General features: G+C 62.6%; 18 protein-coding genes and 1 tRNA gene. 8 read left to right on the top strand and 11 right to left on the bottom strand.

What is annotated here, in order from left to right; all coding sequences use genetic code 11:
- The first annotated feature begins 183 nt into the window (after positions 1-183).
- The 3 genes from I41_RS09305 (at position 184) to I41_RS09295 (ending at position 3,465) form a co-directional block, all read left to right on the top strand.
- On the top strand, positions 184-1,314 hold the full coding sequence (locus tag I41_RS09305) for a redoxin domain-containing protein (RefSeq protein ID WP_145432285.1): 1,131 nt from the start codon (positions 184-186) through the stop codon (positions 1,312-1,314).
- A 230-nt stretch (positions 1,315-1,544) separates the two neighbouring features.
- A complete protein-coding gene (locus I41_RS09300) occupies positions 1,545-2,594 on the top strand; it encodes an ROK family protein (protein WP_145432284.1) in 1,050 nt (349 codons plus the stop codon).
- Between the two features lie 160 nt (positions 2,595-2,754).
- Positions 2,755-3,465 carry a hypothetical protein gene (locus tag I41_RS09295; protein WP_145432283.1) on the top strand — a complete coding sequence of 237 codons (711 nt, stop codon included), beginning with the start codon at positions 2,755-2,757 and terminating at the stop codon, positions 3,463-3,465.
- 204 nt (positions 3,466-3,669) lie between these two features.
- Here I41_RS09295 and I41_RS09290 read toward each other — a convergent pair whose 3' ends face one another.
- From I41_RS09290 to I41_RS09280, 3 genes are all read right to left on the bottom strand, one after another.
- Positions 3,670-3,840 (bottom strand): YegP family protein, encoded by a 171-nt coding sequence (locus I41_RS09290; RefSeq protein ID WP_145432282.1) that lies wholly within the window; start codon positions 3,838-3,840, stop codon positions 3,670-3,672.
- 243 nt (positions 3,841-4,083) lie between these two features.
- Positions 4,084-5,970: a serine hydrolase domain-containing protein gene (locus I41_RS09285; protein ID WP_145432281.1), complete on the bottom strand. Its 1,887-nt coding sequence runs from the start codon at positions 5,968-5,970 to the stop codon at positions 4,084-4,086.
- Positions 5,960-6,484, bottom strand: a complete 525-nt coding sequence (locus tag I41_RS09280; protein ID WP_145432280.1) for an RNA polymerase sigma factor — start codon at positions 6,482-6,484, stop codon at positions 5,960-5,962. The genes I41_RS09285 and I41_RS09280 overlap by 11 nt, the downstream gene beginning before the upstream one ends.
- Positions 6,485-6,572: 88 nt before the next feature.
- On the opposite strand from I41_RS09280, the gene I41_RS09275 reads away from it, so the two are divergent.
- On the top strand, positions 6,573-7,013 hold the full coding sequence (locus I41_RS09275; RefSeq protein WP_145432279.1) for a DUF1801 domain-containing protein: 441 nt from the start codon (positions 6,573-6,575) through the stop codon (positions 7,011-7,013).
- Between the two features lie 217 nt (positions 7,014-7,230).
- Here the strand turns inward: I41_RS09275 and I41_RS28755 are convergent, their stop codons facing one another.
- Entirely contained in the window at positions 7,231-7,611 is a 381-nt protein-coding gene (locus I41_RS28755) for a hypothetical protein (RefSeq protein WP_246133844.1), read from the bottom strand.
- Between the two features lie 197 nt (positions 7,612-7,808).
- Here I41_RS28755 and I41_RS09265 point away from each other — a divergent pair, with 197 nt between their 5' ends.
- The gene (locus I41_RS09265) at positions 7,809-9,353 is read left to right on the top strand and encodes a YifB family Mg chelatase-like AAA ATPase (RefSeq protein ID WP_145432277.1); all 1,545 of its coding nucleotides are present in this window, start codon (positions 7,809-7,811) and stop codon (positions 9,351-9,353) included.
- 28 nt (positions 9,354-9,381) lie between these two features.
- Here I41_RS09265 and I41_RS09260 read toward each other — a convergent pair whose 3' ends face one another.
- The gene (locus I41_RS09260) at positions 9,382-10,053 is read right to left on the bottom strand and encodes a carbonic anhydrase (protein ID WP_168206784.1); all 672 of its coding nucleotides are present in this window, start codon (positions 10,051-10,053) and stop codon (positions 9,382-9,384) included.
- Between the two features lie 37 nt (positions 10,054-10,090).
- Here I41_RS09260 and I41_RS27165 point away from each other — a divergent pair, with 37 nt between their 5' ends.
- Positions 10,091-10,261, top strand: a complete 171-nt coding sequence (locus tag I41_RS27165) for a hypothetical protein (RefSeq protein WP_168206783.1) — start codon at positions 10,091-10,093, stop codon at positions 10,259-10,261.
- Here I41_RS27165 and I41_RS09255 read toward each other — a convergent pair.
- From I41_RS09255 to I41_RS09235, 5 genes are all read right to left on the bottom strand, one after another.
- Positions 10,258-12,096, bottom strand: a complete 1,839-nt coding sequence (locus tag I41_RS09255) for an ATP-binding cassette domain-containing protein (RefSeq protein WP_145432275.1) — start codon at positions 12,094-12,096, stop codon at positions 10,258-10,260. The two genes, I41_RS27165 and I41_RS09255, sit on opposite strands and share 4 nt — an antisense overlap.
- A gap of 27 nt (positions 12,097-12,123) precedes the next feature.
- Positions 12,124-13,800, bottom strand: coding sequence for an amidohydrolase (locus I41_RS09250; RefSeq protein ID WP_210421139.1), 1,677 nt, complete (start codon positions 13,798-13,800; stop codon positions 12,124-12,126).
- 37 nt (positions 13,801-13,837) lie between these two features.
- On the bottom strand, positions 13,838-14,179 hold the full coding sequence (locus I41_RS09245; protein ID WP_145432273.1) for a DMT family protein: 342 nt from the start codon (positions 14,177-14,179) through the stop codon (positions 13,838-13,840).
- Between the two features lie 232 nt (positions 14,180-14,411).
- A tRNA-Ser gene (locus I41_RS09240) sits at positions 14,412-14,498 on the bottom strand.
- A 121-nt stretch (positions 14,499-14,619) separates the two neighbouring features.
- On the bottom strand, positions 14,620-15,171 hold the full coding sequence (locus I41_RS09235; RefSeq protein WP_145432272.1) for a DUF420 domain-containing protein: 552 nt from the start codon (positions 15,169-15,171) through the stop codon (positions 14,620-14,622).
- 244 nt (positions 15,172-15,415) lie between these two features.
- On the opposite strand from I41_RS09235, the gene I41_RS09230 reads away from it, so the two are divergent.
- Together I41_RS09230 and I41_RS09225 are read left to right on the top strand one after the other, a co-directional pair.
- Complete coding sequence (locus tag I41_RS09230; RefSeq protein WP_145432271.1) at positions 15,416-15,607, top strand: DUF6800 family protein; 192 nt, start codon at positions 15,416-15,418, stop codon at positions 15,605-15,607.
- A 66-nt stretch (positions 15,608-15,673) separates the two neighbouring features.
- Positions 15,674-16,249, top strand: coding sequence for an ion channel (locus I41_RS09225; protein WP_145432270.1), 576 nt, complete (start codon positions 15,674-15,676; stop codon positions 16,247-16,249).
- Positions 16,250-16,301: 52 nt separating this feature from the next.
- Here the strand turns inward: I41_RS09225 and clpB are convergent, their stop codons facing one another.
- Positions 16,302-18,989, bottom strand: coding sequence for an ATP-dependent chaperone ClpB (gene clpB, locus I41_RS09220; protein ID WP_145432269.1), 2,688 nt, complete (start codon positions 18,987-18,989; stop codon positions 16,302-16,304).
- Positions 18,990-19,133 lie beyond the last annotated feature (144 nt).

Here is a 19,133-nt window from a genome sequence, read left to right as displayed (position 1 = left end):
TAATCGCCGACGTGACGATTCGTCTAAGGTGGCAGCCAATTGGCGGCGCTTCAGCATTCGCGCCAACGCAATGTATTGCGGCGACGCCTGAAGAAATTGACAACTAGCCACGTCTGACGCGACGATGGCAGAAGTGTGCTCGCGTGGCACACTTCGGTCGACTCTCACGAAGGATACATTTCAATGAGTCGCTTCTCCGCCAGGACATTTGCTCAGTTTCTCTGCCTGATCGCACCGATCTGCATCGGCGGCATACGGCCGGCGTACGCTGACGACGCCACGCCGCCTGCCGAGGCGACGCCGCCCCTGGCCGATCCCTCGCTGTTGCTCGTTCGCGACGCGGCGGTTCGCGACGAACTCAAGCTCTCGCCAGCACAGCGCGAGCAGCTCGACGCGTTGTTGCTCGCCAACAACCGCCTGCTGATCGCGATCCGCGACGTCGGCCCGAACGGCGCCGACGAAACGGCGCAATCGGCCATCGCCGAGTTGCGCGCCGAGCTGAAGAAGATCTTCACTCCTCAGCAGAAACTCCGCCTGCAGGGTCTCATCCTCCAGGCGCAGGGTTACGACGCTCTCCTCCGCAAAGACATTATTGCCCGTCTGAAGATCACCCCCGACCAACAGGCTAAACTGGCCGCGATCGCCGCGGATGCTCGCGCGAGCATGCAGTCGCTCAATCAATCACGCACGTCGCTCTCGCCCGATGAACTCAAGCAGCAGCTCGCGCAGATCCAGACCGATCGCTTGCAGAAAATCGTCGCTGAACTCGACGACGAGCAGGAGTCGCTCTACGGCAAACTCTTGGGGGAAGCGTTTGATTTCTCCATGGTCAGGGCCAGCCCCGGTCGCGCGCCCGAGTTCACCGCGATCGACGAGTGGATCAACTCCGAACCCGTCACTATCGAATCCCTCCGCGGCAAGGTGGTCGTCGTCCACTTCTTTGCCTTCGGCTGCATCAACTGCATTCACAATTACCCGTGGTACAAGCAGTGGCACGACGCATATCAAGGCCAAGACGTCGCCATCATCGGCATCCACACGCCGGAGACGGAAACCGAAACCGACAACGACTTGCTGCGCGCCTCGCTGGAGAAGAACGGCCTGAAGTTTCCCGTCGCCGTCGACAAACAAAAGGCTATGTGGAAGGCCTGGTACAACAATATGTGGCCCAGCGTCTACATCATCGACAAGCAGGGCCGGCTGCGCTATTGGTGGTACGGCGAACTCGACTGGGAAGGCGCCGGCAACCAGCAAGTCGCCCGTCAACAGATCGACCAGCTGCTGGCCGAGGAGGATGGCGAGAAAGCCAAGTAGCCAGACGAATGAGCGCCAAACCCCGGTAATCCCCTCGCTAAAATTCACGCCGATGAGTGTTCCTACCGCCATGATTCGCTAGCGCGCCTTCGTCCCCTTCATCCCTGTGCGGTTCAATTCTCAAGCTCCGCCTGGCCGCCCCGCGAAAAACGACGCCTTGTCAACCAGCCGACCGCGACCCGATAATCCGGCGTTGCGATCGGTCCTCTCCTCACGACAAGGATTCTCCGTTGCCTTACTACATCGGCGTCGACGTCGGCGGCACCACCAGCACCCTCGCGGTCGGCAACGACCGACGTGAAGTCGTTTACGTCTCTCCGCAGTTTGCCACCACGCCCGACCTCGGCCCGCAGAGCTCGATCGCCGCGATCTCCGTCGCCGCCCAGGAAGCGATGGCCCATCTCGGCGCCCCGCTCACCGAAGTCGCCGGCGCCGCTATCGCCACGCCCGGCCCCGCGACGATGGATGGCGTCCTCCTGGCCACGCCAAATCTCAATCGCGAGTTGTGGAACAATTTCAACATTCGCGCCGGCTTGGAAGCCGCGCTGCGGCAGCATCATCCCACGCTCGGCGTCCGCTATCTCGGCGACGGCCAGGCGGCCGCCCTCGGCGAATACGCCATCCGCAGCCGTCAACTCACCTGGAATCGCGTCCCCGCCGATTCCCTGCCGAACGAGACGCTCAACTCGCTCTTCATGGTGATCGTCGGCACCGGCCTGGGCGGCGGCGCCGTCCTCGGCGGCCAAGCCATTCAAGGCAGTCAAGGTCGGGCGGGGCATGTCGGCCACATCCTGCTGCCGTCCTACGCCTTCCGCTACGAACATGACCAGAAACTCCTGAAAGGCAATGCCTACGCCACCAGCGAGTCAGCGGTCTCGCTCAGCGGCTTGGCGCATCAACTCGAGTATCGACTCAAGCTTCCGGAATGGGCCGCGCACTCGCTGAACCACATCGAGGGGACCGTTCGCGAGAAGGCCAAGCGGCTCCGCGAACTCGTCGGCGCCGGCGACCCGCTCGCTCAGCAGCTGTTCGACGATCAGGCCAAAGCCCTCGGCATCACGCTCTTGTCGGTCAACTACCTCGGCGACTACGATCGCCTGGTCATCGGCGGCGGCGTCTGCGACCTCGTCCCGTCGGTCCGTGATCGTTACCGAGAACTCGCCGAGGAAGAATATCGCAAGCACGCCCTCGACGGCTTCCGCAACCTCGACCGCTTCGAGTTCAGCGTCTGTGGCGACGAAGCCCCCGTCATCGGCGCCCTGCGCTGGTCGATGCCGTAAGAAATCATCCTTGCATCTCCCACTCGCACTAGCCAGACGGCCACGCCGTCCGGGCTGAAGTGCCAAGCGAGTAAATCCCCATTTCCGGGCCCCGTGGCGAACCAACTAGTCGCGAGAAGCCGACTTGCCTCCCAACAAATCGCCCAAATCGACCGGCCCCATGTTGGTGAACAACCTCACCGTCGCCGACGCGCGCCACATCGTCAACTGCGAAGGGGGCGAGCTGTCAGCCGGCGACATCGCGACGGAGCTGATTACCAGCGCCGTCGTCGCGGGCGCCCTCGCCCGCGCCATCTGGGTCGGCGACGCCACGTCGTGGCATCTTTTTCTCCCCATGGTCGCTCAGTACGTTGCCCTCCTGCTGGTTCTGCCGGTCGTCTATCTCTTTCTTCGCCACCCGGGCCTGCGGAAAGACTCGATCGGCGCCCTGCGGCTGATCGCGTTTCTGCTGCTCGCCGGCGCCATCGCCCTAGCAGTGGAAAGCTACCGCACCGGCGCCCCCTGGCGAACCTTGCTCGACGATCATCTCCGTCAGGCCTTCCGCTGGGTGGTCGACGCCGAAATGCATTGGCCGTTGCTGTTGGCGGTCGCCGCCATCCTGTTCGCCATTCCGCGCCGGATTCGCAACCTCTATGTCCATGGCCCACCCTTTTACGGGGTCGGCCTCGGCTGTGCGATGCGTTTCCTCATTCCGCTGCTTGGCTGTTTCCTCCTCCCCTTCATCGCCGCCGGCGAAATCCCCGTCGTCTGGGTCCTCTGGACGATCATCGTCCTGGCCGACGTCCTCGCCCTCGGGATGCACTGGGATTTGCAGCGCCGCCTGCGCAATCTCGACGGCGCGCAGCTCGACGACCAGCGCATCCTCAGCTGACTTCACAGCATCGCTCGGCGCCCGCCAAAATCAGCCGCACGCGCTTCCTCACATTGCCTCCACCCGCCCCCTCCACCGGCATGTTGTGCCGCGGCCGCCGCGGGGACTGACACGTTTGGGACCTATACGGTGGGGACGCACGCAGAGGCGACGGCCGCGGCGCGTCCACGAGACGCCACCGCGGCCGTCCACCACTCCGTTTCGCTACGTTTCCTCGACCTTGGCGTCGCTGCTGGCCTTCACCTTGTTGATCCCCGCGTAGCAATCAATTTTCTTCGCGTACCCCTCGCCAGAGTCAGCCAGCACATTGCCGTTGTCCGCTTTCAGTCGCCATCGCCATTCGCCGACGCCATCTGCATAGACCTGGTAGACCATCGTTCGGCTCCTTGAACCGTGATCGAAATGACTGCCCGCCCGTGGGCGCCAAGCCAATTTAAGATCCGCCGACCACCGATTTCCACTACTGCGCTCGCCAAAATCGCAACCACTTCGGTGCCAGCAGTCTGTCACCGTATAGCTGCGAGACAGGCAGCGCTGACGATCTAGAGCTAGTTTCGGCATGCATCCGTCGTGCACTCTCAGCCATCGTCGTCAGATTCGTCTCCTGCAGCTGTCCTCTCATGGAGTCGCCGGCTCAGCGCCCTCCAATGATTTGCCGCGCCGACCATCGGTTAGGAAGTCGAACTGATTGACACTCGCCTTCACAATCTCCCACGCCGCCGCTTCGGCCGCATCGCTGTCGCCGTCGTTCGCGACAACGGCCACCACCAGCTTCATTTCGGGAATGAACGCCACGAAGGCGTACCACATCGTGTTCGATCCGTTGTGCCAGTACACCGTGTAGCGGTGCCCTTCGTCTCCTTCCAGCCTTCTGATCCAGCCGGATGAATACGGACCGAAGTCGCGTTCGTGCAGCAGTTGATAAGTCTCGGCGGAGAGGAACTCGCCCTCGCCAAGGTCGCCGCGAAGGTGTTCGGCGGCGTAGGTGCAGAGATCAGGCAGCGACATGTGAATCGTGGCCGCCGGGCCGATGATGGGCGTATTGTCTTCTGTGTCCTCGGCGGCCGCTTTCCCGCCCAGGCGAACGCGGTGACCCCGCGGCTGCTCAAGCGTCTCGTCGCCGCTCTCGGGCGGGCCAAATCCTGAGTCAGCGAGCCCCAAAGGATCGAACACCTCTTGCTTCACGAGCTCTTCCCAGTGAGCGCCGGTCGCCTGCTCCGCCATCGCCGCCGCAATCGTGTAGCCGACATTCGAATAGACATATTCCTCACCCGGCGGGGAGGCCGGATTCTCTGCCAGCACGTCCAGCACAGCTTCTCGACGCGCTTCGGTGCATTTGGGACCGAGCGCAGGGTGCTGGGCCCAAATTTTCCGAGGAAAGTTCGCCGGTGCACCAGCCGTGTCGGTCAGCAATTGCTGGAGCGTGACCGATTTCCAATCCTCATGAACCGAGTCCTCTGGAAACGCGTCGCCGATGGTGTCCGTCCATTTCATCTTTCCCGCTTCGACCAATCGCGCGAGCATCGTCGCCGTGACGCTCTTGCTGATCCCGCCGAGATGCCAGCGGTCGCTCGTCTCGACGGAGACGCCGCTCCTGACCTTCCGCTCGCCATGGGCCGCCGCGGCCTCGACGTTCCCATCGACGGTCACCATCGCGGCGAGGCCGACGAGTTGCTTTTCTTTCCGCTGATCGACGATCAACTTCGCCAACCAGTCGCTTGCCGGGCCGCTGCGCCGCGGGGCGTCAGCGTAGCCAGAACAAGGCGCCCCGCCCGCCACCATTAGGAGTATCCCGTAGATCACGAGGGTCGCAACAGCGACGACCAACCAGCGTCGGAGCACGCCAGAACTTCCAAAGCGTTCTGCCTCCCCAGTGGTCGCAAGCTCCCCAGCAGCGTCGTCTCCGTTTAGGCTGGCCAGCAGCGCGAGCAATTCTCGCCGTCGCGGCTCAAGCTCCGTGCGAACAGCGCGCTGATTGATGTAATCGATGAAGGAATACAGCGCGATGAGAAAGCCGAACGAGAGACTTCCGGTACCAATCGCCTCCAGCCAGCCTTCAGAAGTTTGTAAGGAGACGTGAGCAAAGAACGCCAGGATCGAAATCGTGAATGGCAATAAGTACCACCAGAAAACATGTCGCAGCAGCCAGATCTGATGCTCGATCTGACCCAATGAATTCTTCACGCAATCGAGCAGCGGCGTTCCCGGGCTGCTGGGCGTTTGTGGGTAGCGTCGACGATCCGCTAAGAAGTATCCCACGACCCACAAAATTGCCGGCACGGTCAGCCACCATGTCCAAGGCAGCGAACTCGTGAGGCCCTTGTAAACCCAATAGGGCAACAGCAACAGCGCCACGCCGATCTCGACCGCGTCGCGACGAAGAATCGTCGCTCCAAAATCTCGTTGGTTGCGCTCCACTTCCTTACGGAGCAAGTCGGCGTCAACCGTCACGCGCGTCTGCGACGATTGAGCCCGCCACGCTTGCTGAAGTTGATCAGGGTCCATGGGACTCTCCGTTCATCAGGGCGCTGAGCGCTTTTTTCGCCCGATTGAGCTTCACGCCCACGTTGCTCTCCGATATGCCCAGCACGTCAGCCATCTCCCGATAGCTCAATTCGTCGAGATAGAGCAGCACGAGCGCCGCATCGGCTTTCGGCAATTGGTGGATGGCGCGGTAGAGCTGCTCCACCGTCTCGCGCTGCTGCACTTGCTCGGTGCTGCACGCCCCGTCCGCCGGCACGACTTGTACATCTAACAGCGGCTGTTGACGGGTCCGTCGCGGACCATCCTTCCGCTTCCAGTTCATCGCCGTGTGGAGCGCCACCCGATAGAACCATGTCGCCGCGGTCGCCTTGCCCGCAAAACTCGGCGCCGACCGCCAGGCCTGCAGCAGGATTTCCTGCGCCAAATCCTGACACTCGTCCCCGGTGAGGGTATAGGCGCGCGCCACCTTCACCACCGACGAGCCATGCTCGTCCAGCCAGGTGAGAAACAGCGCTTGTCGATCGTCCTCAACCAATTCGAATCCTCGCGTCAGCAGTATTGGTAACCCCAGCGAACGCTGTCTTACAAAAACTCAGCGCCAAACCTTCCCCGCCAATGCTCCCATGGCCAAGAAAAGCCCCCAACGGCCCGCTGCCGCAAAACCAGCCAAACTCCTCTCCGGCGGCAACCCTCAGATTGCCAAAGCCGAGGGCGACGCTCCCGTGAAGGCGTACATCGCGGCCATGCCCGGCTGGAAACAGGACGTCGGCCGCCGCCTCGACGCGATCATCGAGCGTACCCTGCCAGGCGTGCAGAAAGCGGTGAAATGGAATTCTCCCTTCTACGGCGTCGAGGGAGAGGGCTGGTTCCTCAGTTTCCATTGCTTCGCGAAGTACGTCAAAGTCGCCTTCTTTCGCGGCGCCTTGCTTCGGCCTGTGCCGCCGGGAGAGTCGAAGCAGCAGGAAGTCCGCTACCTCGACATCCGGGAAGACGACGAGATCGATGAAAAGCAATTCGCCGCGTGGGTGAAGCAAGCGAGCCAGTTACCGGGCGAACGCCTATAACCCCGCTCGAACTCCTCCGACCTGCCGAGACCGCCCAAAAAACCGTACGGACGCTGCGTCGAGCTCCGCTTTGCGTCATCGGTGGCTAGCCTGCCGCATGTCATTTGTAGCTTACGCCGGTTCCCCCCGGGGCGGCCGATCGCCCGCCCCCGTTCCGCCCCAGCGGCGCGCCGAAAAATCTCCCAACTACCGGCTTGCTTTTGGCCACCCGCGACGCTCACAATGAACGTCCGTACACATTACCTCCAGGCTTCGCAAGCCCGCTTGTGGCCGCGACAAATGAGGTCCGCCCATGCCCATCGGCCGTCCACGTCGTTTGAACGCTGAAAAATGCCAGGAAATCTGCCGCTTGGTAGCGGCCGGCCACTCGTTCGCCGCGGTCGCCCGGGCCATGGGCTGCAACGTCAAAACTATTCGTCGCCACGCCGACTTCGACCCTCAGTTCCAGCGCCGCCTCGAAGCCGCCGCCATAGTCGCCCGCAGTTCGCCGCTTCAGGTGATCCGCCGCGCTGCCCAAACGAACCCTCAGGCCGCCGCTTGGCTCCGCGAACGAACCGGCCAGCGCAGCCCCCGGAGGTGAGGAGGTTTTGACCGACAATTTCCTGCGTCTGGACGTCGACCGTCCCAAAACTCATGTCGCTCTGAACATCCAATTCGTCGACTGTTACCGCCTCCGCCGGCCTGCCAGCCGCCGCGGAGCGAGGGTTTTGTCCGTCGCCACGCGGTTTTGAGCAAGGCCATCTCACGGATAAAAAGGACAAACGACTTCCTCATGGGGTTGGTACACTATCCTCCATGCTCGCCAAGCTCCACACCTTTTCGCTGCTGGGGATCGACGCCCTTCCCGTCGAGGTTGAGGTCGACGTCTCTCCCTCGGCCCTCCCCAAAACGGTTCTCGTCGGGCTTCCCGAGCAGGCGGTCAAGGAGAGCATCCACCGCATCGAGCTGGCCCTGGTGAACAGCGGCTTTGTGCTCCCCGCCAACCGCGTCGTGATCAATCTGGCCCCGGCCGAACTCCCCAAACAGGCGTCGTCGTTCGACCTGCCGGTCGCCCTGGGCCTGCTCGCCGCGAGCGGGCAAATTGCTTCGGACTTGCTCGACCGCTACGCCGTCGTCGGCGAGCTTGCCCTCGACGGCGCCATGCGACCAGTCAAAGGGGCCCTCTCGATGGCCATGGCAGCGGCGGCCAACGGCCAGCTTCGCGGCTTGATCGTCCCCAGCGCCAACGCGGCCGAGGCGGCGGTGGTCGAGGGAATCGAAGTCATTCCCGTCGACAGCGTCACGCAGGCCGCCGCGTTCTTGATCGAAGAGCTCCACATCGAACCGACGCCGTCGCGCGTCGGCGAGTTGTTCGAAGAACTCGGCTCTTACGAGGAAGACTTCGCCGACGTGCGCGGCCAGGAGATGGCCAAGCGGGCCGTCACCATCGCCGCCGCAGGTCGCCACAACGTGTTATTCGTCGGACCTCCCGGAGCAGGCAAGACGATGCTCGCCAAGCGGGTCGCCACGATCCTGCCGCAACTCACGGCGGACGAATCGATCGAAACGAGCCGCATCTACAGCGCGATGGGCAAACTGCCGCCCGGCCGCCCGCTGATGGTTCGCCGGCCGTTCCGGGCGCCCCATCACACGATCAGCAACGCCGGCCTCGTCGGCGGCGGTTCGACCCCCGCGCCGGGCGAAATCAGCCTCGCCCACAACGGCGTCCTGTTCCTCGACGAACTTCCCGAGTTTAACCGTACCACGCTCGAAGTGCTCAGGCAGCCGTTGGAAGACGGCACCGTCTCGATCAGCCGGGCGATGCGAGCCGCGCATTTCCCCGCGGACTTCATGCTGATCGCCTCGCTCAATCCGTGCCCCTGCGGCTTCCGCAACGACCCGCGCCGCGAGTGCCATTGCTCCGTCCCACAAATAGAGCGATACATGTCGAAAATCAGCGGGCCGCTGCTTGACCGCATCGACATCCACCTGGAGGTTGCCGCGGTGCCGTTCAAGGAACTATCCACCGGCCCCCGCGGCACCGACAGTGCGACGATGCGCGAGCAGGTCGAGATTGCCAGAACCCGCCAGGCAGAACGTTTTCGCCAGCTCGGCAGCGCCAAACAAACCAACGGCCAGATGACGAGTCGGCAAGTCCGGCAGGTATGCACGCTCGACGCCGCCAGCCGCGACTTGCTCGAGTCAAGCGTCGCCGAGCAAGGCCTTTCGGCCCGCGCTCACGACAAAATCCTCCGCGTCGCCCGCACGATCGCCGACCTTGACGACAGCGATGCCATCCGCCAAGAGCATTTGGGCGAAGCGGTGAACTACCGCACGCTCGATCGAAAGTTTTGGAACTGATGCCGTGCGTAACGACGACCGAACCGTATTACTTCGCCGCGCTCGCGGGCACGTTCGCGTCGACAGTTGCCGCATTGACCTCGGCTATCGACGACTCGCCCGGATTACCCCACGTGACGCGACCGCTTTCCAGGTCGTAAAGCGCCGGCACGATCATGATCTGTCCGCCCTTGGCGGCCCGCCTGATAATTTCGCTCTGTTGCGTGAGATACAGCGTTTGCTCGCGGACATTGTTCCGGATCGCCGCCGCGAGAGCCAATTCCGGGTTTTTCGGCAGATTTTCGCCCACGTTGACTAGCCCAATCAGGAGCTTGAGATTGTAGCTCGGCAGTTCCTTCGCCTTGAGCGCTGTCGCCACCGCGCCGCAGTGTGTATGGCCGAGCACCACCACCAGCGGGGCCTTCAACTCGGCCACCGCATACTCGATCGAAGCGTAGACTTCCGGACCGCCCACGTTCCCCGCGACGCGTACAACGAAGATTTCTCCAAGCCCCTGGTCGAAGATGATCTCCGGCGCCGCCCGCGAGTCGGAACAAGTCAGCACCACCGACATCGGGTGCTGGCCCTGGGCTAGTTGAATGCGGCGTTTTGACCCGAGCTTCGCCTCGCGGAGCCCATCGTCGGCAAAGCGCAGATTTCCAGCCTTCAGATCGTCGAGCGCCTGCTGTGGCGTCATCGGCGCGACCGTTGGCGCGGCCACCGGCTCAGCTCCGAGCGGTGCGGGTGAGAGGAGTGCGATGAGGAAAATCGCCCGTGTCACCGAACGGCTGCATGCGAGCATTAATCGACCTGCGGAGGAAAGGTGGGCCGTGAGGCTGCCGCTGCACGGAACGACCGCCATTCAACGGCTGCGGAGCGTGGAAAACTATAGCCCGCGATTCCGCGCCGCGCCGGTCGATTGCTGCTAGCCGTCTAACTGTTCCAATTGTTCCCACCGGGCGTAGGCGGTCTGTAGTTCGGCGGCGACAGCCTTTTCCTCAGCCTGCTTGGCGACGGCGACGCCGCCCGGTTGTTTGAAGAAATTCGGCCGAGCCATTTCCTCGTGCAACGCAGCGAGCTTCGCCTCGAGCGACTCAATGCGGCTTGGCAGTTGTTGCAACTCTCGCTGCTCCTTGAAGCTGAGCTTTTTCCCCTTGGGCGCCGCCGCGGTATTAGCTCCAACGTCACGCCACCCGTTGCTGGCCCCGGTCTTTGCCGCGCTCCCCGGCGCCGCAAGGCCCGTCTCTGCTTCGCGCTCCGCACTCGCTTGCCGCTGTCGCACCCAGTCGTCGTAGCCGCCGACATATTCGCGTAGCTGATCTCCTTCGAAGACGATCGTGCTGCCGACGACATTGTTCAGGAACGCGCGATCATGGCTTACCAGCAGGACGGTCCCCTCGTAGGCGACGAGCCGCTCTTCCAACAACTCGAGCGTCTCGCTGTCGAGATCGTTCGTCGGTTCGTCCATCACCAGTAGATTCGCCGACTTGGCGAACAACTTGGCCAGCAAAAGGCGGTTACGCTGTCCGCCGGAAAAGAACCGGATCTGCGATCTCGCTTGCTCCGGGGTGAATAGAAAATCCTGCAGGTAGCCGATAATGTGCCGCGTCTTTCCGCCGATCGTCACGCTTGACTTCCCTTCGCCGACGTTTTCCTCGGCAGTCTGGCTGGGATCGAGTTGATCGCGCGTCTGGTCGAAGTAGGCGACTTGTAGATTGGTCCCCTGCCGCACTGTTCCCGCGAGCGGCGGCAGCTGCCCGAGCAGTCCGCGCAGCAACGTCGACTTGCCGGCGCCATTCGGTCCGATGATGCCAATCTTGTCGCCGCGCATGACCGTCGTCGTGACGCCACGAATGATCGGCTGGCCGTGATAGCCGAACGACGCGTTCTCAGATTTCAGCACCAGCGCGCCGCTCCGTTCTCCTTCGTCAATCTCGAGTTGCACGTTGCCCACGACGTCGCGACGCTGGCTCCGAATCCGCCGCAGTTCCTTTAGCGCCCGTACTCTTCCCTCATTCCGCGTACGGCGCGCCTTGATGCCTTGCCGAATCCAAACCTCTTCTTGCGCCAGCTTCTTGTCGAACAAGGCATTCTGCTTTTCCTCGGCCTCGAGCGCCTCTTCCTTGCGTACTAAAAACGTCGGATAGTCGCAGGACCAATCGAAGAGCTTGCCCCGATCAATCTCGAGAATCCGGTCGGCGAGCTTCGTCAGAAAGGCGCGGTCATGGGTGACGAACAACAGCGTCTTTCGCCAGCGCGAGAGGTAGTTTTCGAGCCATTCGATCGACCCCACGTCGAGGTGATTCGTCGGTTCGTCGAGCAGCAATACGTCCGCGGCGCCAGCAATTGCCTGCGCCAGGAGCACGCGACGCTTCATGCCGGTGGAGAGCGACAGGAAATCCGCGTCGGCGTCGAGTTGCATTTCGCGCAGCGTGCGGTCGATGCGAACCGACTCCTCCCATTCCGTTTCATGATCGTTCGCCAGTTGATGAGCGCCCGCCGTCACAATGCTGCGCACGTCGCCGGCAATCTCCGGCGGCACGTCTTGCGGCAGGAGGGCGACCCGAGTCCCGGGATAAAGTTCGATCGTCCCGTGATCCGGCGTCTCGATCCCGGCCAGCATTCGCATGAGCGTCGTCTTCCCGCTGCCGTTGCGGCCGAGCAGACCAATGTGCTGGCCCGCTTCGATATTGCATGAGACGCCGTCGAGCAGCGCCGGCCCGTTGTAGGCAATCGTCACGTTGGAAAAAGTGATCTGCGGCATGGAAAGGCTGGAACGGATGGGGCGGGGCTAGGGACGATGGGCAGATCCGTTAGTTTCCCCTTTCCGGCGCTGGTAGACAATGCGTCCGCCCACCATCGTTACGTTTACGATCGCGTCGGCAATGGCGTCGCCACGAGCGATATCGCGGTCGAGCACCACCAGGTCGGCCAGCTTGCCCGCTTCAAGCGTCCCTAGATCATGCTCACGGAACGCAGCGAAGGCGGCGCCGCTCGTGTACGCTCGTAGCGCCTCCTCGACCGAAATCTTTTGCGCTGGGACCCAGCCGTCGGGGTATTTGCCGTCCAACGTCCGGCGATTGACGGCCGCGTCGATGCCCGCCAGCGGCGTTGCCGGCGCCACGAACCAGTCGCTGCCGAAGGCTAAACGCGCTCCCGCGTCGATCAGCGAACGGAAGGCGTAGGTCGTTTCACTCCGTCGCGCACCGATGACTCGTTCGGCCCAACGGCCGTCATCGATGGCGTGATAGGGCTGCATGCTGGCAATCACGCCGAGATCGCCAAAGCGCGGAATGTCGGCCGGATCAATGTGTTGCGCGTGCTCGATCCGAAACCGCCGGTCACGTTCCCCGTGCCGTTTCGCGACGCGCTCGAAGACGTCCAGCTTCAACCGGATCGCTCGGTCGCCGATGGCGTGGACCGCCACTTGCAGTCCTGCCTGATCGGCCCCCTCCGTCCAACTTTCGAGATCCTCCGTGCTGTTCACCAGCAAGCCACGGTCCTTCGGCGCATCGTCGAACGGGGTGAGGAACGCAGCCGTATGCGACCCGAGCGATCCGTCGACAAACCCTTTCAGCCCGCCAATCTGCAGCCACTCGTCGCCGCGCCCAGCTCGACTCACCTCTTCAGCCAGCCGCTGCCACTGCCCCAGCGGCGTGCAGGCGTAGATGCGAACCTTCAGCGCCCCTAGCTTATGAGCAAGTCGGAACACCTCCACGTCTTGCCACGTCCCCATGTGATGGACGGCTGTCACGCCCTGCGCGTTGAGATACTCCATCGCCGCGACGGCGGCCGTAAGTCGGTCGCCAAGCGAAATCGGCGGAACGGCGCGCTCGATGAGCGACATCGCGTTGTCTTTGAACAGCCCCGTCGGCCGACCGTTGGCGTCGCGCACAATCTCACCGCCAGCAACGTCGGTCACGTCGTCGCCAACGCCTGCGGCCCGCATCGCGGCGCTATTGGCAAGCGCCATGTGCCCGTCGAGCCGCGAGATCCACACCGGCGTCTTCGGCGTTACCTCGTCGATCCAGGCGCGATCGGGAAGCTCGCCTCCCCAGACCGTGTGATCCCAGTCGCCGCCGGTGATCCAAGCTCCCTCCTGGCGTTGTGCTTTGGCAAACGCACCGATCCGGTCCACGAACTTCGACCGTGTATCGGCATCTCGCAATTGGACCGAGGTGAGATGCAGGCCGCCGTCGATCAAATGGATGTGGGCGTCGATCAGTCCCGGCACGACGATGCCTTGCTCGGCATCGATCACCGTCGCGTCGGGTCGAAGTCGCTTGGCCGCCGCCTCTCGGTCGCCGACAAAGAGGATGCGTTCGCCCTCGATGACAATCGCCTCGGCCCAGGGCAGCTCGGATTGCCCCGTCCAAATCCTACCCGCGACGAGCGTTTGCGGCGCTTCGCCGCTGGCCACCTGAGGCCCCGCGACGCAGTGGAAGATGAGAGCTATTGCCGCGACCAACGCGGATGTCGTGGGTCTCCAAACAGAGCCGATCGAGTCACTTACGGAAAACAAAATAAACCGCTCCACACAGACAGAGGGCCGCCCACAGATAGTTTAATCGCACCGGCTCCTTCAGGTAAAACACGGCAAACGGCACAAAGACCGAGAGCGTGATCGCCTCTTGCATGATCTTCAATTGTCCGACTTCCAACTCAGTGTGCCCAATCCGATTGGCGGGCACCTGCAGCAGGTATTCGAACAAGGCAATGCCCCAGCTCACTAGCGCTGCCACGTACCAAGGCTTCGACGCAAGATTCTTGAGGTGGCCGTACCATGCAAACGTCATAAAGACGTTCGACGCGGCGAGCAGCAGGACCGTCTTCGTGATGACCGACATCCGTATCGTGGTCCTCCCTGAAACTGGCGGTGGTTACGTTCTCTGGGGCGTCGCGAGTACAGAGCCATTTCCTTCGTAAGATGGATAGTGAAGAAGGCGGGATGGCTATGAGTAGCCCAACCGCATCTTGGCGAGCGAGCCGAGAATCAATCCGCGGCTTTGAAGCGAGGCGCTTCGCGGCGCTCAACAGGTTCGGGTGCAGAGATACGCTTTCCTCGCTGACTTATTGAAGCGGTCGGGGAGGGATTCGAACCCCCGATACACTTTCGTGTACGCCGGTTTTCAAGACCGGTGCATTCAACCGCTCTGCCACCCGACCGTAGTTGCTATGTGAGTATTGCGCCCGCCCGCGCTCGTTGCAAGGCGGCAAGCGGCGGGGGGCGGGACTTGCCCTTTCGCGTCACCCGGTCCTGTTACTGGGCGCCATGTACTTCCGAGGTCTAGGCCACGAACGCCAACCAATAAAAGATCCAGCCGGTGCAGGCGGTCAGCACCATGTCCCATGCGGCGATTCTTCCCCACCTGAGATGACTGGGGCTATGCGGGCCTGGTTCGGGGGGATCGGGAAATCGCCGCAGCGCCCGCACGCCGACACAGACCCAGAGCACGCTGGTGCTGACGGCGAAGACGAGATGGATCAGCAACGAGCGAAACACCCAGCCGGGCGTCGCGGGTCGCCCTAGCAGGTTAACGAAAATCGCATCCCATACGGGTCCAGCCGACGCCGTCGACGCGAAATAAGGGGACGGCTCCGCCCGCTCGCGCCAGCCGCTGACGAAGCGGACGTCGATTTCAAACAGTCCGACCGCGACGCCGAGCACGAGCATCAGCCCGACTTGAATGCGCTTGTGAAGCAGATAATTCCGGCGGTACTTGACGAGCCAGATGCTCCACGCGAGGGTCGGGACGATCGCGAACATTGCCACGAACACGACGTCGAGCATCAGCGACGCGCGGGTACCCAAAAAGCCGTCGATTCCCGGATAGTCCATGAGTGGATTTTGGCAGATGCCCCAGATCGACGCCATCTGAGTTTGGAGGGGTTCAGCCGGCGGTGGGACAGGAGTTTTTCTGAACCCCGCAACCTGATACCTGAACGCGGCCCTCGCGATTGACGAGCGGCTGGGAGGCTGATAGAAACAGGGATTCTCGACGGAACGCTGCGGTCGCCCGCCAGTCCCGGGCTCGATTGCCGTTCGATGTACCGATCACTGTCCGTAGCTAAGGAATCATCGCGTGGGCGCCTCTCAACGTAAGCGTGATCTTCGTCAACGCCGGTCGCGTCAGGAAAAGCTGACCAAGCTCAAGGCCAAGCTGCCGAAGGCGACCCAATCGGAGAAGACCGAAATCGCCCGCAAGCTCCGCAACCTCACGCCAGGAGCCGAGGAATTGATCGATCGATGGAAGCTTGTTGAGAGCGATCGCTAAACCCGCGCTGGCGACACTTCGCTGGCTAATGCGCCGGCTATGTTGCGCCGATAGAGGCGACCTCGCATGCGGATCAAGCTCTTCAGGCTGATGGTCCGCAACGCCGTCGAGTTCGCCGCCATTTTCGGCGTCTGGTACGCGCTGCTCGATTTGCTCGATTCCGGGCAACTGCGTGCGCCGACGATGACGGCCCTTATCCTCGCGGCCGCGTGGGCGAAGACGCTCTTCTTCGGCGTCGAGAACATTCGCCAGCTCTGGCAAGCGACGGCGCTGAACACGCCCTACTACAAGTTCATGCTGCTGATGCTCGTGAACATGTGGCAGATTATGGCGTCGTTCGCACTCGACTTCCACTTGCTCTATCGCCAAGCAAAGAGCAGCTTCGGCGGGGTGAACGAAACGCTCGCCGGCGCGGAGTTGGTTTTCGAGTTCTTCTATTACAGCGCGCTGAACTTCATGTTCTTCGGCTACGGCGACATCACGCCGCAATCGATCCCGGCGAAGCTGCTCACGCTCAGCGAGATTACGCTGGCGTTCGTGACGGTGATCTTCTTACTGTCGGACTTTATCAGCTTGAAGGACTCGCTGCGGAGCGGCGAGCCGCGGCGCGAAAAGCCAGGACAACAAAAGATGGCGCCGTGACGATCGCCCATTCGCGTCGCCACGGCGCCGTCTCGTTTGGTTCAGGCTCTCGTCACTTCCGCGAGCCGACCGGCTGGCTTACGCCGCCGTCGACGCGACGGAAGACGAAATCGTCTCCATCGCCGTCGGCGTCGACTTCGATCGTCGAACCCTCCGGATACTCGCCTCGCAGCAACTCGGTCGCGAGCGGGTTTTGGATCGTCTGCTGGATCACGCGTTTCACCGGCCGAGCCCCGAACGCCGGGTCGTAACCCAACGTCGCGATCCGCTCCCGCGCCGCCGGCGTAACGTGCAGATGCAGGCCCGCTTTCGCAAGTTGCCTCTCCAGTCGCACGAGTTGCAGGTCGACGATTCTGCCAACTTGCGAACGATCAAGCGGATGGAAGACGATGATGTCGTCAATCCGGTTGAGGAACTCCGGCAGGAAGCGCGTCTTCAGCGCTTCGTCGAGCGCATCGCGCATCTCCTCCTGCGTGCCATTCTCCGCCGCGATCTGCTGAATCACCTGGCTGCCGACATTCGACGTCATCACCACGATCGTATTGGTGAAGTCGACCGTGTGGCCGTGGTTGTCTGTCAATCGGCCATCGTCGAGCACCTGCAGCAGGATGTTGAAGACGTCGCGGTGCGCCTTTTCGATCTCGTCGAGCAGCACCACTGAGTAAGGACGACGGCGGACTGCTTCGGTCAGCTTGCCCCCTTCCTCGTAGCCAACGTAGCCGGGAGGCGCCCCGATGAGACGGCTCACGGTATGCTTCTCCATGAACTCGCTCATATCGATGCGGACCATCGCGTTCTCGTCATCGAACAGCGTCTCCGCCAGCGCCTTGCAGAGCTCGGTCTTGCCGACGCCGGTCGGGCCGCAAAACAGGAACGAACCGATGGGCCGATTCGGATCTTGCAATCCGCTGCGGCTGCGCCGCACGGCGTTCGCCACGGCGCGCACCGCCTCGTCCTGGCCGACCACGCGCTGATGAAGCCGTTCCTCCAGCACAAGCAGCTTGGCTCGCTCCGCTTCGAGCATCCGGCTCACCGGGATGCCGGTCCACGCGCTCACCACCTCGGCGATTTCGTCGGGGCCGACTTCCTGGCGCAGCAGGCGTTTCTTCCCCTTCGACGCTTCAGCCTCCGGGGTTCCTTGCAGCTTTTCCAGCTCTTCGAGCCGTTGTTGCAGCTTCTTCCGCTTGCTGTCGAGGACGTAGAGCGATTGGTAGAGGTCCTCGCCAACCACTTGGCCCATCGACTGCCGCTCCTTCACGCTCGCGGCGAGCTGCGTGTACTCGTGGTCGGCCTTCTGCAGTTCTTCCCGAACCTGCGCAACGTCGCCGACGCCGAGTTTTTCGCTTTCCCACTGCTCGCGCAGATTGGCCAACTCGCGACGGAGTTCTTCCATCTCCTCGTTGATCTCTTCCAGCCGCTGCTGCGCATGCTCCTCCTTCTCCTCAGCCAGTTGTCGGGCCGCAAGTTCGAGTTGCACGAGCCGCCGCTGGATGCGGTCGATCTCTTCCGGCACGCTTTCGAGCTCCATCGCCAGCCGGCTCGTCGCCTCGTCCATCAGATCGATCGCCTTGTCGGGCAAGAATCGATCGGCGATGTAACGGTGCGACAGTTCGGCCGCGGCGACGAGCGCCGAGTCCTTGATCTTCACCCCCTTGTGGTGAGCCTCGTAGCGCGGCTTCAGTCCACGGAGGATGGCGATCGTGTCCTCGACCGACGGCTCGCCGATAAAGACCGGCTGGAAGCGCCGCTCCAAGGCTGCGTCCTTCTCGATGTACTTGCGATACTCGTCGAGCGTCGTGGCGCCGATGCAGCGCAGCTCGCCGCGGGCGAGAGCCGGCTTCAGCAAATTAGCCGCATCGTTCCCCCCCTCGGCAGCGCCGGCTCCGACGACAGTGTGAAGCTCGTCGATGAACAGGATGACTTGTCCCTGCGCGTCCTGGACTTCGCGCAGCACCGCCTTCAGCCGTTCTTCGAACTCGCCGCGATACTTCGCCCCCGCGATGAGGGCGCCCATGTCGAGCGCGACCACCTTCTTGTTCTTGAGGCTCTGCGGCACGTCCCCTTGCACGATGCGCAGCGCGAGTCCCTCGGCGATCGCCGTCTTGCCGACGCCGGGGTCGCCGATGAGCACTGGATTGTTCTTCCGCCGCCGCGAGAGGACCTGCACGACGCGGCGGATTTCTTGATCGCGGCCAATGACCGGGTCAAGCTTGCCTTGCGCCGCGCGAGCGACGAGGTCGATGCCATACTTCTCCAGCGCCTGGAACTTCCCTTCCGGGTTCTGATCCGTGACGCGGGCCGAGCCGCGCACCTTCTGCATCGCCGCCAATAGATCTTTCTCGCTCACCGCGTTGAGCTTGAGCGTATCCTGCGCCTTCGACTTGGTGCGCGACAGCGCTAATAGTAAGTGCTCCGTCGAAACAAAGTCGTCCTTCATTTCCGCGGCCGCCTGCTGAGCAGCGTCGAGTACTCGCGTCAGTTCGCTTCCGAGCTGGGGCGGAGCGCCGCCGCTCGCCTTCGGCAAGTGCGAGAGCTCGGCCGTGATCATCTGACGCAACTGCTGTTGATTGACGCCCACCGCGTCGAGCAGCGGGCGGACGATCCCCTCTTGCTCGTCGACGAGCGCAGAAAGCAGATGGAGCGACTCAATCTGCGGATTCCCCGCATCGGCCGCGATCTCTTGCGCCCGCTGGACGGCTTCTTGCGCTTTCTGAGTAAGTTTATCGAAACGAAAGGCCATACTGGGCCTCCTTCTCGGCGAGTCGGCGCCGACCGATGATTATTCATACCTATAAGTCGCCGGTAGTGCGTTGCATCATCCAGCGGCCGCCAAACTGAACTTATCGCTCAGCCTTAGTAGAAAAAAAGCTGCCGGCCAGGGAAG

It is taken from the genome of Lacipirellula limnantheis, from assembly GCF_007746075.1.
Taxonomy (GTDB): domain Bacteria; phylum Planctomycetota; class Planctomycetia; order Pirellulales; family Lacipirellulaceae; genus Lacipirellula; species Lacipirellula limnantheis.
Note: the sequence above shows the minus strand (reverse complement) of the source record. Positions and strands in the feature narration are given on the sequence as shown.

Excerpts from the sequence above, each read along its gene's own strand:
- I41_RS09305 (WP_145432285.1), top strand. The coding sequence starts at position 184 with ATGAGTCGCTTCTCCGCCAGGACATTTGCTCAGTTTCTCTGCCTGATC.
- I41_RS09295 (WP_145432283.1), top strand. The coding sequence starts at position 2,755 with ATGTTGGTGAACAACCTCACCGTCGCCGACGCGCGCCACATCGTCAAC.
- I41_RS09290 (WP_145432282.1), bottom strand. The coding sequence starts at position 3,840 with ATGGTCTACCAGGTCTATGCAGATGGCGTCGGCGAATGGCGATGGCGA.
- I41_RS09285 (WP_145432281.1), bottom strand. The coding sequence starts at position 5,970 with ATGGACCCTGATCAACTTCAGCAAGCGTGGCGGGCTCAATCGTCGCAG.
- I41_RS09275 (WP_145432279.1), top strand. The coding sequence starts at position 6,573 with ATGGCCAAGAAAAGCCCCCAACGGCCCGCTGCCGCAAAACCAGCCAAA.
- I41_RS09265 (WP_145432277.1), top strand. The coding sequence starts at position 7,809 with ATGCTCGCCAAGCTCCACACCTTTTCGCTGCTGGGGATCGACGCCCTT.
- I41_RS27165 (WP_168206783.1), top strand. The coding sequence starts at position 10,091 with ATGAGGAAAATCGCCCGTGTCACCGAACGGCTGCATGCGAGCATTAAT.
- I41_RS09255 (WP_145432275.1), bottom strand. The coding sequence starts at position 12,096 with ATGCCGCAGATCACTTTTTCCAACGTGACGATTGCCTACAACGGGCCG.
- I41_RS09245 (WP_145432273.1), bottom strand. The coding sequence starts at position 14,179 with ATGTCGGTCATCACGAAGACGGTCCTGCTGCTCGCCGCGTCGAACGTC.
- I41_RS09235 (WP_145432272.1), bottom strand. The coding sequence starts at position 15,171 with ATGGACTATCCGGGAATCGACGGCTTTTTGGGTACCCGCGCGTCGCTG.
- I41_RS09225 (WP_145432270.1), top strand. The coding sequence starts at position 15,674 with ATGCGGATCAAGCTCTTCAGGCTGATGGTCCGCAACGCCGTCGAGTTC.
- clpB (WP_145432269.1), bottom strand. The coding sequence starts at position 18,989 with ATGGCCTTTCGTTTCGATAAACTTACTCAGAAAGCGCAAGAAGCCGTC.